Consider the following 15392-nt stretch of genomic DNA (forward strand, 5'->3'; position numbering starts at 1 on the left):
TATCGACGTGAGTAAGGATCGTCCCGCCCCGGACCTGCCCGAGCCGCTTTTTCCACTCGTCGACGCCCACACCCACCTCGATGCGTGCGGCGCGACGGACGCCGCGAGCGTGCGCGAGATCGTCGACCGCGCGGCGTCGGTCGGTGTCGAGCGGGTGGTCACGGTGGCCGACGACCTGGACGCCGCGAAGTTCGCGGTCGACGCCGCGAACTGGGACGACCGTGTTTTCGCCGCCGTCGCGATCCACCCCACGCGTGCCAACGTCCTCGACGAGGCCACCAAGGCGGAGATCGGGCGTCTGGCGTCCGATCCGCGCGTCGTCGCGGTCGGTGAGACCGGGTTGGACCTGTACTGGCCCGGCAAGCTCGACGGCTGCGCCACCGTCGAGGAACAGGAAGACGGCTTCCGCTGGCACATCGACCTCGCGAAGCGGCTCGGCAAGCCGCTGATGATCCACAACCGGGACGCCGACACCGACCTGCTGCGCGTCCTGCACGACGAGGGTGCGCCGGAGACGGTGATCTTCCACTGTTTCTCGTCCGACGCCACGATGGCGCGGGCCTGCGTCGACGCCGGCTACGTGCTGAGCTTCTCCGGCACGGTGAGCTTCAAGAACGCGAAGGCGCTGCGTGAGGCGGCGCCGCTCGTCCCCGCCGGACAGCTGATCGTCGAGACCGACGCGCCGTTCCTCACGCCGCACCCGTTCCGCGGTGCACCCAATCAGTCGTACTGCCTGCCGTACACGGTCCGCGCGCTCGCGGAGCTGCGCGGCGAGGATCCGGCGGAGCTGGCCAAGTCGTCGACCGTGACGGCCGAGCGCGTCTACCGCCTGCCGGCCCGCGACTGACCTCGGCCGCAGCGCCCACTCCCGACCCGGGTGCGCGGGATCCCGCGCACCCGGGCCGAGGAATGGTCACTCAGGCCGACGGCGGATTCGTCCGGGGCTTGATCCGCGCGTTCGGCAGCGGCGGTGCCGGCAGCCGCGCCACGTCGCCGGTGTAGCCCTGCACCGCGCCGAACCGCTCGGACTCGGCCTGCCACGCGTCGCGGAACGCCTCGATCTCCTCGTGGCTGCGGCCGACGAAGTTCCACCACATCACGATCTCCTCGCCGAACGGCTCGCCGCCGAGCAGCACGACGCGGGCTGGTTCGTCGGTGAGGTTCGTCAGGGTCAGCTGCGACGCCCCGATGCCGGCGTAGCCGAGGTCGGCGCGGGCAAGATCGACGCCGTCGATGTCCTCGAGCCGCACCGATCCGGTGTCGACCAGGACGCCGTGCTCGAACGTCGGATCCACGTCCAGCCGGACCGAGGCCCGCGGTTCGAGCGTCAGTTCCGCGCCGAGCAGCGGAGTGAAGGTGTGCACCGGTGACGACGAACCGGCCACCGAGCCGAGGAAGACCCGAGCCGACCCGCCGTCGACGGACACGACCGGCGGTACGTAGTGCTCGAAGTTGCGGGGCGCGTCGCGGGCCGCGTCGGGCAGGGCCACCCACAGCTGGACGCCGTGCAGGATCGTGGTCTCCGGGGTGGAGACCTCCGAGTGACAGATGCCGTGGCCGCCGGTCATCAGGTTGACCTCGCCGGGGCGGACCATCGCGTGCACGCCCTTGCTGTCGCGATGCTCGATCTCGCCGGTGAACAGCCAGCTGACGGTCTGCAGCCCGGTGTGCGGGTGCGGCGCGACGTCCATACCGCCGGTGAGCGCGACGTCGTCGGGGCCGTAGTGGTCGGCGAAGCACCAGGCGCCGATCAGCGACCGCGCACGCTGCGGCAGGGTGCGGCGCACCGGCATCGCGCGCGGCCCGCCCAGCGGCACCTCGCGGGAGGAGATGACCTCGAGCAGAGGACGGCCCGCGGACCCCGGTGCATCGGGGCCGTGCTCGCACTCGATCTCGACGGGCTGGGTTTCGACATTGCTCATGGAACCACCCTCCCACGCGGCGGCAACACGCCCGGGCGGACATTCTTTTCCACTGGGCCCGTGACCGATTCGTGATCGACCAGCGGCGATTCCGAGATGATTGTCGCAGCGTATGTGCTGATCGACACGTTGTAGTTGCCAGATCACAGCCTCGCCGTTACCGTGCTGTGATCGAACCTGTCGTCAGCCTTGGGACTCCTCGTGTCGCCTTTTGCTCGGATCAACACCGCCAAGTCGCCTCTTCTCTACGTCGTGGTCGCCGCTCTCTTCGCGACCCTGCTCGTAGGTGGCGGACTGGTCGTCACGCAGCACAAGAAGGTCACGCTGGACGTCGACGGCGAGACGATCGCGCTCAGCACGCTGCGCTCCGAGGTCGGGTCGGTTCTGGACAGTGCGGGTTACCCGCTCGGTGAGCACGACGTCGTCGCGCCGGGCCCGGACGCCAAGCTGTCCGACGGCGACACCGTCGTCCTGCGCCGCGCCCGCGAGATCGTGTTGACGGTCGACGGTGAGCGCCGCACGGTGTGGTCGACGGCGCTGACCGTCGACGACGCGATGCGTCAGCTCGCGCTCGCCGGGGACGCGTACGTGTCGGCGTCGCGCGGTCAGCGGATTCCGCTCGAGGGTGTCGAGCTCGACGTGGTCAACGCCAAGACCGTGAAGATCTCCGACGGTGGTGCGCCGCCGGCCGAGGTCCGCGTCGCGGCGCCCACGGTGGGTGAGTTCCTGGCCGCCACCAATGCGACGCTCGAGCAGGCCGACAGTGTCGTTCCGGCACCCGAGACCCCGCTCGCCGACGGGCTCGAGATCGTTGTCACCCGCAGTCGCACCGAGACCCGCACCGAGACGCAGCCCATCGCCGCGCCGGAGCGCCGGGTCGACGATCCACAGCTCACCGAGGGCAAGACCGCGGTGGACAACCACGGTGTGCCGGGCGAGCGCACGGTGACCGTGACCGTCCAGACCGTCAACGGGGTCGAAACCGGCCGCCAGGAGTTGTCGTCCGCCGTCGTCCGCGAGCCCGCCCCGACGGTTCTCCGAGTGGGCACCAAGCCCGTGCCCACCGTCCCGGCCGTCAGCAACGGATCCACGTGGGACGCGATCGCACAGTGCGAGGCCACGGGCAACTGGGCGATCAACACCGGCAACGGCTACTACGGCGGCCTCCAGTTCAGTCAGAGCACGTGGGCGGCGTACGGCGGCACGCAGTATGCGCCGACGGCCGACCGCGCGACACGCGAACAGCAGATCGCGGTCGCCGAGAAGGTTCAGGCCGCGCAGGGCTGGGGTGCCTGGCCGTCGTGCACCAGCAAACTAGGTCTCCGGTAAGGAATCCCGATGTCACCGCTGTCGAAGATCAACTCGAGTCGCTCACCCATGCTGTACGGCGTGGTGGCAGCGACCCTCGTGACCCTCACGGCCGGTGGCGGGATCGCCATCGCGCAGCACAAGACGGTCACCGTCGACGTCGACGGTGAACTGGTCAGCGTGGGCACGATGTCGTCCGATGTCAACGGTGCGCTTGCGGCCGCCGGCTACTCGCTGGGCGAGCACGATGTGGTCGCCCCCGCGGCGGAATCGGGTCTGCACGACGGCGACACCGTGGTGTTGCGCCGCGGCCGCGAGGTGATGCTGACCGTCGACGGCGAGCCCCGTACCGTCTGGACCACCGCGCTGACGGTGGACGAGGCGCTCAACCAGTTCCGGCTCGCGGGTGACGTGCACGTCTCGGCGTCCCGCGCGCAGCGTCTGCCGCTCGACGGCGCCGACATCGATGTGCTGAATCCGCGGACCGTGCGCCTGGTCGACGGCGCGTCCGCGCCCGCCGAGGTCCGCCTGGCGGCGCCGACGGTGGGGGAGTTCCTCGCCGCGAACGGAACCCCGCTCGAGCAGGCCGACACCGTCGAGCCCGCGGCGGACGCCGCGCTGGCCGAGGGCATGGAGATCACGGTCACCCGGGGTCGTGTCGAGGAACGCGTGGTCACCGAGCCGGTCGCGCCGCCGGAGCAGCGCATCGAGGACCCGACGATGAACATGAGCCGCACGGTCGTGGAGAACCCGGGTGTCGCCGGGGTGCAGGACGTCACGTACACGGTCAACTTGGTCAACGGCAACGAGACGGGTCGCGAGCGCGTGTCCGCGACGGTGACGGTGCCGGCCCAGCCCAAGGTGGTGCGGGTGGGCGCCAAGCCGGGCACCGAGGTGCCGCCGGTGGAGAACGGCGCGACGTGGGACGCGCTCGCACAGTGCGAGGCCACGGGCAACTGGGCCATCAACACTGGTAACGGCTTCTACGGTGGCGTCCAGTTCGACCAGAACACGTGGGAGCGGCAGGGCGGCCTCAAGTACGCGCCGCGCGCCGACCTCGCGACCCGCGAGGAACAGATCGCGATCGCCAGCCGCACACAGGCGACGCAGGGCTGGGGTGCGTGGCCGTCGTGTACCAGCAAGCTGGGCCTGCGTTGATCGCGACCCGCGTGCGTTAGGTTCTTCAGGTGTCAGACGCCGTGCCGCCCCCCATTCGCCCACGAGGCCAGGCTGCCCTCCTGGGCCCCGCCGAGGTCCGCGCCCTCGCCGAAGAGTTCGGGGTGCGCCCCACCAAGCAGCTCGGTCAGAACTTCGTGCACGACGCCAACACGGTGCGTCGCATCGTCACGACCGCCGGCGTCGGCCCGCAGGACACCGTGCTCGAGGTCGGTCCGGGTCTGGGATCGCTGACGCTGGCGCTGCTCGACGTGGTCGACAAGGTGATCGCCGTCGAGATCGACCCCAAGCTGGCGGCGCGGCTGCCCGCGACGGTCGCGGACCGCGCGCCCGAGTTGGCGGACCGGCTGTCGGTCGTCGGCGCCGACGCGATGCGCGTGATGCCCGACGAGGTGCCGGGCGAGCCCACCGCGCTGGTCGCGAATCTGCCCTACAACGTCGCCGTTCCAGTGCTGCTGCACCTGTTCGCGGAGTTTCCGAGCCTGCGTACCGCGTTGGTGATGGTGCAGTCCGAGGTCGCGGACCGTCTCGCGGCGGTTCCGGGCAACAAGGTGTACGGCGTGCCGAGTGTGAAGGCCAACTTCTTCGGTACCGTCCGGCGCGCCGGACACGTCGGTCGCGCGGTGTTCTGGCCGGTGCCGCAGGTCGAGTCCGGTCTGGTGCGGGTGGACCGCTACGAGAACGCGCCGTGGCCGATCGACGCCGACCACCGCCGCAAGGTCTTCGCGGTCATCGATGCGGCATTCGCGCAGCGCCGCAAGACGCTCCGCGCGGCGCTGGCCGGCTGGGCCGGATCGCCCGCCGAGGCCGAGCGACGCCTCGTCGCCGCCGGCATCGAGCCCTCCACGCGCGGTGAGAAGCTCGACGCTGCCGCGTTCGTGCGGTTGGCATCCGTGCAGCCCTGACCAGCCCACGTCCGGTCTGCTCCGGAGCGTGATTGGCGGCACCGTTTCGGGCGATCGGTCGGTCTGTTTTCGCGGCGTCCAGTCCAGTGGGACAGAATGCAACGGTGGTCCGGCCCGTCGGGCCACCGGGAGATCGCTCCCGGACAATCGATTGCTTCGAGGAATGTGGTTGTGAACAAGGGAATTCGGGCGGTAGTGCGGCGGTCCGGTGCTGTCGTGGTCGCGCTTGCGGCGTTGACGGTGGCTGGATGTGGATCCTCGGTCGAGGGCAGCGCTGCCGCTGCCGACGCCACGTCCTCGACGGTGGCTTCGACCTCGGTCTCGGCCCCGACATCGGTGGCTGGTCAGCAGGGTAGCGACCGCGGTGGGTCGGTCGACATCGACGTCGAGATCGGCGACTGCGTGCGGCTGGGGGGGACCACGGACGACGCGACCATCGACGAAGCAGTCTGCGGCAGCGAGCAATCCAACTACCGAGTGGTCGCCAAGGCGGCGAAGAACGCGCAGTGCGCGTCGGACGTCGACCAGGTGTACTACGAGACCAAGTGGGGCAGCGAGCGTGGGGCGCTGTGCCTCGACATCGACTGGGTGATCGGCGGATGCATGAGTCTGCCGGACGGCGAGGACGAACCGCAGCGTGTCGACTGCGACGACTCGACGGCCGTGAGCGTCGAGCGTGCGGTGGAGATCATCGAGGGCGCGACGGATGTCGACCAGTGCTCGGAGGGCGGCTTCGTCCACGACGAGCGACTGTTCACGGTGTGCACGGAGACGGTGCGCCCGTAGGGCGGGTTCCGTGACGGCCGGCCGGGTCTGTCGGGAATCCGGCCGGCGTCGCTGACACGGTCGAAGTTCCTGCTCGAGGCAAATTCTCACTCAATGGGAACGGGCATTCCGTGCGTTCCGTCACCGGTTAACGTCTGCGCCAATGTGTGGCGGGCGTCACACCTGGGTGACTGGAGGGTGCGTGGGTAGCAGGACGAGGTTCGGCAAGAGCCTGACAGCGGTGTTGATTGTGGGTGCGCTCGCTCTCGCGGGCTGTGCGAGTGCGGAGAGCAGCGGCGAGAGCGGCGACACCCGAACCCCACCCGCGGTGGGCATGGTCGGGGAGCAGGCCTCGGACACCACGGGGTCGGTGGCGCAGCTGACGTTCAGCGTGCAGGCGCTCGCGGCGGTCCTGGACCCGACGAAGACCGCGGCCCGTGGCGGAAGCGGCGGCGACGAACTGGCGGCGGTCTACGACGTGCTGCTGCGCTACGACGGAGACAGCAACGAGTATGAGCCGCGGCTGGCGCAGTCGTTGACGGCGAACGACGCCGGCACGGTGTGGACGCTGAAGTTGCGTCCGGGCGTGACGTTCAGCGATGGCACGCCACTCGACGCGAACGCGGTGGTGGCCAGCATCGACCGATACAACAACGGCCGCGGCAACGGTGCCGCCGTGTGGCTCGAGGCTGTCGAATCGACGACGGCGGTGGATCCGCAGACTGTCGAGTTCCGCCTCCGCACCGCGTGGCCGACCTTCCCGTCGATGCTCGCGCTGGGGCACGGCATGATCGTCGCCCCCGGCGCCGGTGAGGGCGAGGCCTTCAAGCCGATCGGTGCCGGCCCGTTCGTGCTCGACCGTTACGCCCCCAACGAGGAGCGGGTGCTCACCGCGCGCGCCGATTACTGGAACGGCAAGCCGAGCGCCGAGAAGCTGAAGTTCGTCGCGCTCAGCGGTTCGCGCGAGAACCTCGAGTCGATGAAGACGAACGGCATCGACATCGGCTTCCTGCGCGGTAACCCGTCGGCCATCTACGACGCGATCGACGCCGGTTACCCCGGCTACTTCAGCATCCTCGACAGCGGCGGCGCCGAACTCGTGAACAACCGCGAGGGCCGCCCCGGCGCGGATGTCCGGGTGCGCAAGGCGATCGCGCTCGCGATCGATCCGGAGCTCGTCGGCCAGCGCGGCGACGACGGTCTGGGTCTGCCGGGCAAGGCGTTGTTCGACGAGCGTTCGCGGTGGGCCACCGACGTGGATGCCCTGCCGTACGACCCGGATGCTGCACGCAAGCTGCTCGACGAGGCGAAGGCTGACGGCTACGACGGCCGCCTCGATTACGTCGTGCTGCAGGTGCCGAACGAGCAGGCGATCGGCCTCGCGGTGCAGTCGCTGCTGCAGGCGGTGGGCTTCACCGTGAACATCATCAACGCGAACAACGCGGGCGACATCGTCAAGCAGGTGTACGTCCAGCACGACTACGACATGGCACACGCGGGAATCGGTCTTTACGAGTCGATTCCGTTCCTGGGCCTGCAGACGACGCTGGACGGCAGTTCCACGTCGAACTTCTCCGGCTACTCGAACCCGGCCATGGATGCGCTGCTCGACAAGCTGCAGGCCGCGGACGGCGACGATGAGATCCGGGGCGTGCTGGGCGAGATCCAGACGGAGTGGAACGAGACGATGCCGAGCGTGCCGACCAGTTCGGTCATGATCTACGTGTCCTGGCAGAAGGACGTGCACGGGGTGGTCCCGACCGCCACCGGCATCATGCTGCTCGACAAGGCCTGGCGAGGCTGACCTCCGACGGCCAAGGGGCCCGGCGCGTCTCGATGACGGCGCCGGGCCCCTGTCGTGGGCGGGGTGCGTTCAGCTCGACGGACGGAACCGTCGCAGCCGCAGGCTGTTGCTGACCACGAACACGCTCGAGAACGCCATCGCGGCACCGGCGAGCATCGGGTTCAGCAGGCCTGCCGCGGCCAGCGGGATCGCCGCCGCGTTGTAGGCGAAGGCCCAGAACAGGTTTCCCTTGATGGTGCCGAGGGTCCTGCGGGACAACTCGATCGCGTCGGCGGCCGATCGCAGGTCGCCGCGCACGAGGGTGATGTCGCTGGCCTCGATCGCGACGTCGGTGCCGGTGCCCATTGCCAGACCCAGGTCGGCCTGGGCGAGTGCTGCGGCGTCGTTGACGCCGTCGCCGACCATCGCGACCACCTTGCCGCGCGCCTGCAGGTCCTTGATGGCGTCCACCTTGTCGCCGGGCAGTACCTCGGCGATGACGGTGTCGATGCCGACCTGTGCGGCGACCGTGCGGGCCACCGTCTCGTTGTCGCCGGTGAGCAGGACCGGGGTCAGCCCCAACTCCTTGAACCGCCGGATCGCGTCGGCGCTGGTGTCCTTGACCGCGTCGGCGACCACGAACACGGCGCGAGCCTGTCCGTCCCAGCCGGCCGCGATCGCGGTCTTTCCCAGTTTCTCCGCACTCTGCTTCGCTTCTGCGAGATCCTCCGACAGGTGCAGCGACCAGTCGGCGAGCAGGCTCTCGCGTCCGGCGACCACGGCGTGACCGTCGACGACGCCCTGCACGCCCTTGCCTTCGACGTTGACGAAATCCTCTACGCCGGGCAGGGTTCCGACCGCATCGGCGGCACCGGCGGCGACCGCCTGTGCGATCGGGTGCTCGGACGCGTTCTCGAGCGCACCCACCAGACGCAGGGCCTCGTCGCGGTCGACGCCGTCGGCGGTCACCACGTCGACGAGGGTCATCTTGCCGGTGGTGACGGTGCCGGTCTTGTCGAGCACGATCGTGTCGACACCGCGGGTGGTCTCGAGGACCTCGGGTCCCTTGATCAGCACGCCCAGTTGGGCTCCGCGGCCGGTGCCGACCAGCAGTGCCGTCGGCGTCGCCAGGCCCAGGGCGCACGGGCACGCGATGATGAGCACCGCGACGGCCGCGGTGAACGCCACCTGCAGCGGGTTGCCGGTACCGATCCAGTAGCCCAGGGCGGCAACGGAAATCGCGATCGCGATCGGGACGAACACGCCGGCGATGCGGTCGGCGAGCCGCTGGACGTCGGCCTTGCCGTTCTGCGCGTCCTCGACGAGGGCGGCCATCTGCGCGAGCTGGGTGTCACTGCCGACGCGGCGGGCGCGCACCACGAGGCGTCCGCCGGCGTTGACGGTGGCGCCGACGACGTCGTCGCCCGCCCCCACCTCCACGGGTACCGATTCGCCGGTGAGCATGCTCATGTCGACCGCGGAGCTGCCCTCCACGACGACGCCGTCGGTCGCGACCTTCTCTCCCGGGCGGACGACGAACAGGTCGTCGACACGCAATTGTTCAGCGGGGATGCGGGATTCGACACCGTCGCGCAGTACCGAGACCTCCTTCGCGCCCAGCTCGAGCAGGGCACGCAGCGCGGCTCCGGCGGTTCGCTTGGACTTGGCTTCGAAGTACCGTCCGGCGAGGACGAACGTGATGACACCGGCCGCGACCTCGAGATAGATGTTCGCGGCGCCGTCCATCCGGCCTATGGTCAGCTCGAAGGCGTGCGTCATGCCGGGGGTGCCGGCGGTGCCGAAGAACAGTGCGTACAGCGACCAGAGGAAGGCCGCCGCGGTGCCGAGCGAGATCAGCGTGTCCATCGTCGCGGCGCCGTGGCGAAGGTTGGTCCAGGCGGCGCGGTGGAACGGCAGTCCCGCCCACACGATCACCGGCGCGGCCAGGGTCAGCGAGAGCCATTGCCAGTTGGTGAACTGCAGGGCCGGGATCATCGCCATCGCGATCACGGGGACCGACAGCACGGCCGAGACGATCAGTCGGGTGCGCAGCGAATCCAGTTCGCGGTCCCGCGGATCCTCCGCCGGCCCGGATCCGTCGGAGGTCGGGGGAGTCGGTAGCGTCGCGGTGTAGCCCGCCTTCTCGACCGCGCCGACCAGATCGTCGGTGCTGACCGAGCCGTCGAAGGTCACCTTGGCCTTCTCGGTGGCATAGTTGACGGTCGCGGTCACGCCCTCGATCTTGTTGAGGCGCTTTTCGATTCGCGCGGCGCACGACGCGCATGTCATGCCGCCGATAGCGAGTTCGACGGTGCCGTCACGGCCGGTTGCGAGATCTGCCGTAGTCATCAGTGCCCTCCTTCGTGGCCGTCGGTTGTGGGTGCGGGCTCGCTGGCGCCTACCGGCACGGTGAAGTCGGCGGTGTGGACGGTGCCCTCGTGCTGGAAGTCGAGGAACAGTCGGTAGGTGCCGCTGCTCGGGGCTTGCGCGTGGAATGTCACGTCCGGCCCGGGCGCGGTGACGCCGTCGCCGGGTTCGCCCTCGGGATGCACGTGCAGATAGGCGAGGTCGCCGGTGCGCAGCGCGACCAGGTGGCCGTAGGCGCCGAGGTACGGATCGAGGTCGGTGACGGGGACGCCGTCTTGCGTGACGGTCAGCGTCAGCGGGCCGCCCGCGGTGGTGAGGTCGCCGTCCAGGGTTACCGTGTAGCCGTCGACGGTCGCGGCGCGCGACGCGGTCGGCAGCGGCGCCGGCTGCAGTTCGCCGGCGACGTCGACGTCCCGCCCCAGTGTCAACTGTGCGGGGGCGCCGCTGGCCTGGAAGTCGGCGAACACCCGGTAGGTGCCGCCGGTGGGCCACGTCCAGTCGATCGACCACGTGCCGTCGGCGCCGAGCGTGGGATGGACGTGCCGGAACTCGCTGGTGTCCGAGCGGACGACGATCAGGTGGAGCTGCTTCTCGTGCAGGTCGTCGTACTCGGTGACCGGGGCGCCGTCGGCGTCCTCGATACGGAAGCTGAGCGTGCCGGCTTCACCGGCGCGGGTGGGAGAGGCGATCTCGCCGAGGGTGTAGCCGTCCTGCGAGACCTGCAACCCCGCGGGGAGGCTCGGCGCCGATTCGGTGTCGGCGGCCGCGTGGCCGCCGGTGTGTGTGCTCGTCATGTCGATCGGGCTTCCCGTGACGGTCCCCACGCCGAGGGCCGCAGCGAAGACGACCGCGAGACCCCCGGCGTAGGTGATGAGCGTGGTGGACGTGCGCATCGGATTCCTCAGATCGGCTGGGCTGCGTATCCCGCTTCCTCGACCGCGGCGGTGACCACGGCGTCGGCGAGCGGGGCGGCGGACGTGACGGTGAGGCGGCCCGAGGGCAGATCGACGGCGACGTCGGAGACGCCGTCGATCGCGCCGACCTCCTCCTTGACCGAGGAGACGCAGTGTCCGCAGGTCATGCCCGTGACGGTGTATTCGGCGGTGCTCATGGTGGTCTCCCTCTGTGGTACCACTACCCCCTGTGGGTATTGGTCGAACAGTTCGAAAGGTACCCCTAGGGGGTATGGATGGCAAGGGGCTGATTCGAGATGTGCGACACGTCTGGGCCGAGCCGATGCGTATCGGCGCTGGTTGTGGTTGACTGATGGCGGTCGTAGTTTTTGTGTTTGTGTTAGTCCACGCTCGCAAATCCTGAAGTTGCGGGCGGACGAGTTCTCTCCTGAGAGCGACGTAGCCGCCGAGTAACACCGGCCCGGGAATCCCTGACCTGGAGTTTCCCGAGTTTGCACTGTGTAAGAGGAGAGAAAGAAACATGGCAGAAGGCACCGTGAAGTGGTTCAACGCTGAAAAGGGCTTCGGCTTCATCGCGCCCGACGACGGCTCCGCCGACGTCTTCGTCCACTACTCGGCCATTCAGACCAACGGCTTCCGCACCCTGGAAGAGAACCAGCGCGTGCGCTTCGAGGTCGGCCAGGGCAACAAGGGCCCGCAGGCCACCGACGTCACCGCTGTCTGAGCTGACTCGGATCTGCCCGGCTGAGCCGGGTTGACGACGAGAACGGGGCCCCACACCTTCGGGAGTGGGGCCCCGTTCCGTGTGTCCGGGCCCGAATCGTCGCCTCGGCACCGAATCGGAAGTAAGGTTCGGCAACCGCGCCCGCGCGACGGAAGGACCGAGGTGACGCCCTACGAGTTTCGTGCGCTCAGCGATCGAGCCGAGATCGGTGATGTGCTCCACCGCTACTATCGCGGCGTCGACCGGCGCGATTGGGCCCTGGTGCGCTCGTGCTTCTTCGACGACGCCCACAACGACTACGCCCCCTTCTACCAGGGCGGGGTCGACGAATTCATGGACTTTCTCCGTGACCCTGCCGGCTTCGGCCTGTTCGACCGGACGTTCCACTTCGTCGGGAACATGCTGATCGAACTCGCCGGTGATTCGGACCTGGACACTGCAGACGCCGAGACGTACGTCATGGCGCAGCACACCAGCGCGGCCGACGCCGGCAACACCACCCGCAACTTCCTGACCGTGTGGCTGCGGTATCTCGACCGCTTCGAGCGCCGGGAGGGCCGGTGGGCCATCGCGGACCGGCGGATCGAGGTCGAGTGGATCCGCAACGATGTCGGTGGCATGTGGATGGACGTGCCCGGTCAGGCGCCGCGGTAGCGCTCGGCGACCAGGGCGTGCCGTTCGGCTCGGCGCCGGCACTCGTCGCGCAGCTCGGGCGGATCGAGCACGGTGAAGTCGACGTCGAACGCGCTGAGCCATCGCGCGATCGAGGCCAGCGAGTCGCCGCCCAGCGCGACGACGCAGCGGTTGTCCGGCGCGTGCTCGAGCGTGCCCCACGCGGCGTCCACCATCGGGGCGATCTCGTCGATCGGCGCATCGAGCAGTACCCGCGCCCGGACCTGCGTTACGGCCCGGCTGACGCCGCGCGCGACGAACTCCGCGGCGCCACCCGGCGGCAGTTCGCGGGGCGTGAATCGCGGGCCGGTCGGAATCTTGGGTTCCATACGGTCGACGCGGAACGACCGCCAATCGTCGCGCGTGACATCCCACGCGACCAGGTACCAGCGCAGCCCGGAGCGGACCAGCCGGTAGGGCTCCACCTCACGGCGGCTCTCGCTGCCGCCGTGGGCGCGGTAGTCGAACCGGAGCCGCTCGTGGTTGTGGCACACCGACGCGATCGCCGACAGCACCGATGCGTCGACGGCGCTCGGTGCAGGCTCGCGGTGCACCACGTCCACCTGCAGTGACTCGAGGCGGTGCCGCAGCCTCGACGGCATCACCTGCCGCAACTTGGTCAGTGCCCGCACCGACGATTCGCCGATCCCGACGACCGACCCCGTCGCGCCGGACTGCAGGCCGAGGGCAACTGCGAGGACCTCGTCGTCGTCGAGTAGCAGTGGCGGCATCTCGGCGCCCGCGCCGAGGCGGTAGCCGCCCCCGACGCCGACCGTCGCGTCCACCGGGTAGCCGAGGCCGCGCAGCTTGTCGACGTCGCGCCGCACGGTGCGCGGCGTGATGTCGAGCCGTTCGGCCAGTTCCTCGCCCGACCAGTCCCGGCGGGTCTGGAGCAGGGACAGCAATCGCAGCAATCGTGCCGATGTTTCCCGCATGCATCGCAGCATCCCATCGATTGCGGACGTTAGGTGTCCGCAATTGCTCCTAGTTTTCGTGGCGAGAGGGAACGAACCACGAAAACGGGGAGGTACGGACCGTGCACGCGATGATCCGCACGGAGGCGTTGACCAAACGCTTCAAGCAGGGCAAGAACACGGTGGACGCGGTGGTGGACGTCGATCTCGAGGTCGCCGACGGCGAGTTGGTGGCGCTGCTGGGCCCGAACGGGGCCGGCAAGTCGACGACACTGCGGATGCTGACGACACTGCTGGCGCCCACGTCGGGCCGCGCGAGCGTCGCCGGATTCGACGTCAGCGCCGACCGCGACGAGGTCCGCCGCCGGATCGGCTACGTCGGGCAGGGCAGCGGGGCCGGCCACAACCAGCGGGTGCGGGACGAGTTGGTGACCCAGGGCCAGTGCTACGGCATGACGAAGGCGGCGTCCGGGATCCGGGCCGACGAACTGCTCGACGCCCTGGACCTCGCGGACCTCGCCGTCCGCAAGGTGAGCACGCTGTCGGGCGGTCAGCGCAGGCGCCTCGACATCGCCCTCGGGCTGGTCCACCGGCCGCCGCTGCTGTTCCTGGACGAGCCCACCACCGGTATGGACCCGCAGAGCCGGGCCAACCTGTGGGAGCACATCCTGCGGCTCCGGGCACAGATGGGCACGACGATCGTGCTCACGACGCACTACCTGGAAGAAGCCGACGCGATGGCCGAGCGGGTGATCGTCATCGACCGCGGCACGGTGATCGCCGACGATACAGCGACCGCCCTGAAATCCGATCTCGCCGGTGACCTGCTGACGATCGGGCTGGACGAGCCGGCGGCGGCGAGCCGGGTCGCGGGTCTCGCGGAAACGCTCGTGACGGTCCGCGACGTCGAGGTGACCGGTGCCACCGTGCTGGTGCGGACACGGCAGGGCGACGTGACCCTGCCCGAGCTGCTGCGGGTCGCCGAGGAGCGCGGCCTGCGCGTCGCGACCGCGGAGATCACCCGCCCCACCCTCGACGACGTGTTCCTCGGCCTCACCGGCCGCAGCCTGCGCGAGACCGCTGCGGCGTGACCGCCGATCCTTCGACTCGATCCGACATCCAGACCCGACCAAGGAGACCACTCATGCCCGGCATCGTCCGCGACAGCGGCATCGTCATGGCCCGCGAACTGCGACCCACGCTGCGTGACCCGGTGAGCGTCGTGTTCAGCCTGGCCCAGCCGCTGATCCTGCTCGCCCTGTTCGGCCCGCTGTTGAAGAGCGTCCCCGGGATGGGGGAGAGCGTGTGGAACTGGTTCATCCCCGGCGTGCTGGTGATGATCGCGATCTTCGGCACCTCGATGACCGGTTCGAACCTGCTGATGGAGATGCAGCAGGGCTCGCACGAACGGATGCTGGTGACGCCACTGCACCGCTCGTCGCTGCTGATCGGGCGGGCCGCGAAGGAGATGGTTCCCCTTGCCGCGCAGGCGATCCTGATCATCCTGGTGGCGCTGCCGCTGGGCCTGGACGTCGATCCGCTCGGCGCCGTGATCGGCATCGTGTTGCTCGGGGTGTTCGGTGTGGGGCTCGGTGCGCTGTCCTACGCGCTCGCGCTGGCGGTGCGGAACCAGGACTGGATGTTCTGGGTGGTGCAACAGACGTTGATGTTCCCGATGCTGATCCTGTCGGGCACGATGCTGCCACTCGACGACGCCCCGGGGTGGATGCGCGCCCTCGTCACGATCAACCCGCTCGGCTACGTGGTCGACGCGGAGCGGGCCCTGTTCGCGGGCGATCTCGCATCCGGAGCCGTGCTCTCGGGGGTGGTCGCGGCCGTCACCGTCGCGGTCGTGGGACTCGGCGTCGGCGTCCGGTCCGTGCGATAGGCGGAAGTGGCGTCTGAGGTGCGTTTTCGTGACCCCGCGCCGAGCGCCTATTGT

At 69.5% G+C, this 15392-nt stretch carries 15 protein-coding genes; 10 read left to right on the forward strand and 5 right to left on the reverse strand.

From position 1 onward, the window contains the following. Positions 1-7 precede the first annotated feature (7 nt). Positions 8-847: a TatD family hydrolase gene (locus HUN07_RS07370; protein WP_174908828.1), complete on the forward strand. Its 840-nt coding sequence runs from the start codon at positions 8-10 to the stop codon at positions 845-847. 70 nt (positions 848-917) lie between these two features. Here HUN07_RS07370 and HUN07_RS07375 read toward each other — a convergent pair whose 3' ends face one another. After that, positions 918-1922, reverse strand: coding sequence for a pirin family protein (locus tag HUN07_RS07375; RefSeq protein ID WP_114718242.1), 1005 nt, complete (start codon positions 1920-1922; stop codon positions 918-920). A 201-nt stretch (positions 1923-2123) separates the two neighbouring features. Here HUN07_RS07375 and HUN07_RS07380 point away from each other — a divergent pair, with 201 nt between their 5' ends. From HUN07_RS07380 to HUN07_RS07400, 5 genes are all read left to right on the forward strand, one after another. Beyond that, positions 2124-3251: a resuscitation-promoting factor gene (locus HUN07_RS07380; RefSeq protein ID WP_114718542.1), complete on the forward strand. Its 1128-nt coding sequence runs from the start codon at positions 2124-2126 to the stop codon at positions 3249-3251. Between the two features lie 9 nt (positions 3252-3260). Beyond that, positions 3261-4388 (forward strand): resuscitation-promoting factor, encoded by a 1128-nt coding sequence (locus HUN07_RS07385; RefSeq protein WP_114718243.1) that lies wholly within the window; start codon positions 3261-3263, stop codon positions 4386-4388. Between the two features lie 29 nt (positions 4389-4417). Further along, complete coding sequence (gene rsmA, locus HUN07_RS07390) at positions 4418-5311, forward strand: 16S rRNA (adenine(1518)-N(6)/adenine(1519)-N(6))-dimethyltransferase RsmA (RefSeq protein WP_174908830.1); 894 nt, start codon at positions 4418-4420, stop codon at positions 5309-5311. Positions 5312-5476: 165 nt separating this feature from the next. Continuing rightward, positions 5477-6097, forward strand: coding sequence for an LppU family putative lipoprotein (gene lppU, locus HUN07_RS07395; protein WP_254622836.1), 621 nt, complete (start codon positions 5477-5479; stop codon positions 6095-6097). Between the two features lie 181 nt (positions 6098-6278). Beyond that, positions 6279-7880: an ABC transporter substrate-binding protein gene (locus tag HUN07_RS07400; RefSeq protein WP_174908832.1), complete on the forward strand. Its 1602-nt coding sequence runs from the start codon at positions 6279-6281 to the stop codon at positions 7878-7880. A 69-nt stretch (positions 7881-7949) separates the two neighbouring features. Here HUN07_RS07400 and HUN07_RS07405 read toward each other — a convergent pair whose 3' ends face one another. From HUN07_RS07405 to HUN07_RS07415, 3 genes are read right to left on the reverse strand one after another with little or no spacing between them, the layout of a single operon-like run. After that, positions 7950-10208 carry a heavy metal translocating P-type ATPase gene (locus HUN07_RS07405; protein WP_174908833.1) on the reverse strand — a complete coding sequence of 753 codons (2259 nt, stop codon included), beginning with the start codon at positions 10206-10208 and terminating at the stop codon, positions 7950-7952. Next, positions 10208-11119 (reverse strand): hypothetical protein, encoded by a 912-nt coding sequence (locus HUN07_RS07410; protein ID WP_174908835.1) that lies wholly within the window; start codon positions 11117-11119, stop codon positions 10208-10210. Before HUN07_RS07410 ends, HUN07_RS07405 begins: the two co-directional genes overlap by 1 nt. 8 nt (positions 11120-11127) lie before the next feature. After that, the gene (locus HUN07_RS07415; RefSeq protein ID WP_114718544.1) at positions 11128-11337 is read right to left on the reverse strand and encodes a heavy-metal-associated domain-containing protein; all 210 of its coding nucleotides are present in this window, start codon (positions 11335-11337) and stop codon (positions 11128-11130) included. A gap of 323 nt (positions 11338-11660) precedes the next feature. Between HUN07_RS07415 and cspE the strand changes: the two genes are divergently transcribed. Continuing rightward, entirely contained in the window at positions 11661-11864 is a 204-nt protein-coding gene (gene cspE, locus HUN07_RS07420) for a transcription antiterminator/RNA stability regulator CspE (RefSeq protein WP_031940068.1), read from the forward strand. Between the two features lie 162 nt (positions 11865-12026). After that, positions 12027-12518 (forward strand): nuclear transport factor 2 family protein, encoded by a 492-nt coding sequence (locus tag HUN07_RS07425; protein ID WP_114718248.1) that lies wholly within the window; start codon positions 12027-12029, stop codon positions 12516-12518. Here the strand turns inward: HUN07_RS07425 and HUN07_RS07430 are convergent. Then, a complete protein-coding gene (locus tag HUN07_RS07430; protein ID WP_114718545.1) occupies positions 12503-13471 on the reverse strand; it encodes a helix-turn-helix transcriptional regulator in 969 nt (322 codons plus the stop codon). The genes HUN07_RS07425 and HUN07_RS07430 overlap by 16 nt on opposite strands. A 110-nt stretch (positions 13472-13581) precedes the next feature. Between HUN07_RS07430 and HUN07_RS07435 the strand changes: the two genes are divergently transcribed. Next, positions 13582-14541 (forward strand): ATP-binding cassette domain-containing protein, encoded by a 960-nt coding sequence (locus HUN07_RS07435; RefSeq protein WP_174908837.1) that lies wholly within the window; start codon positions 13582-13584, stop codon positions 14539-14541. A gap of 53 nt (positions 14542-14594) precedes the next feature. Continuing rightward, positions 14595-15338 (forward strand): ABC transporter permease, encoded by a 744-nt coding sequence (locus HUN07_RS07440; RefSeq protein ID WP_174908839.1) that lies wholly within the window; start codon positions 14595-14597, stop codon positions 15336-15338. Positions 15339-15392 lie beyond the last annotated feature (54 nt).

The sequence above is a fragment of the Rhodococcus sp. W8901 genome (genome assembly GCF_013348805.1).
Classification (GTDB): domain Bacteria; phylum Actinomycetota; class Actinomycetes; order Mycobacteriales; family Mycobacteriaceae; genus Prescottella.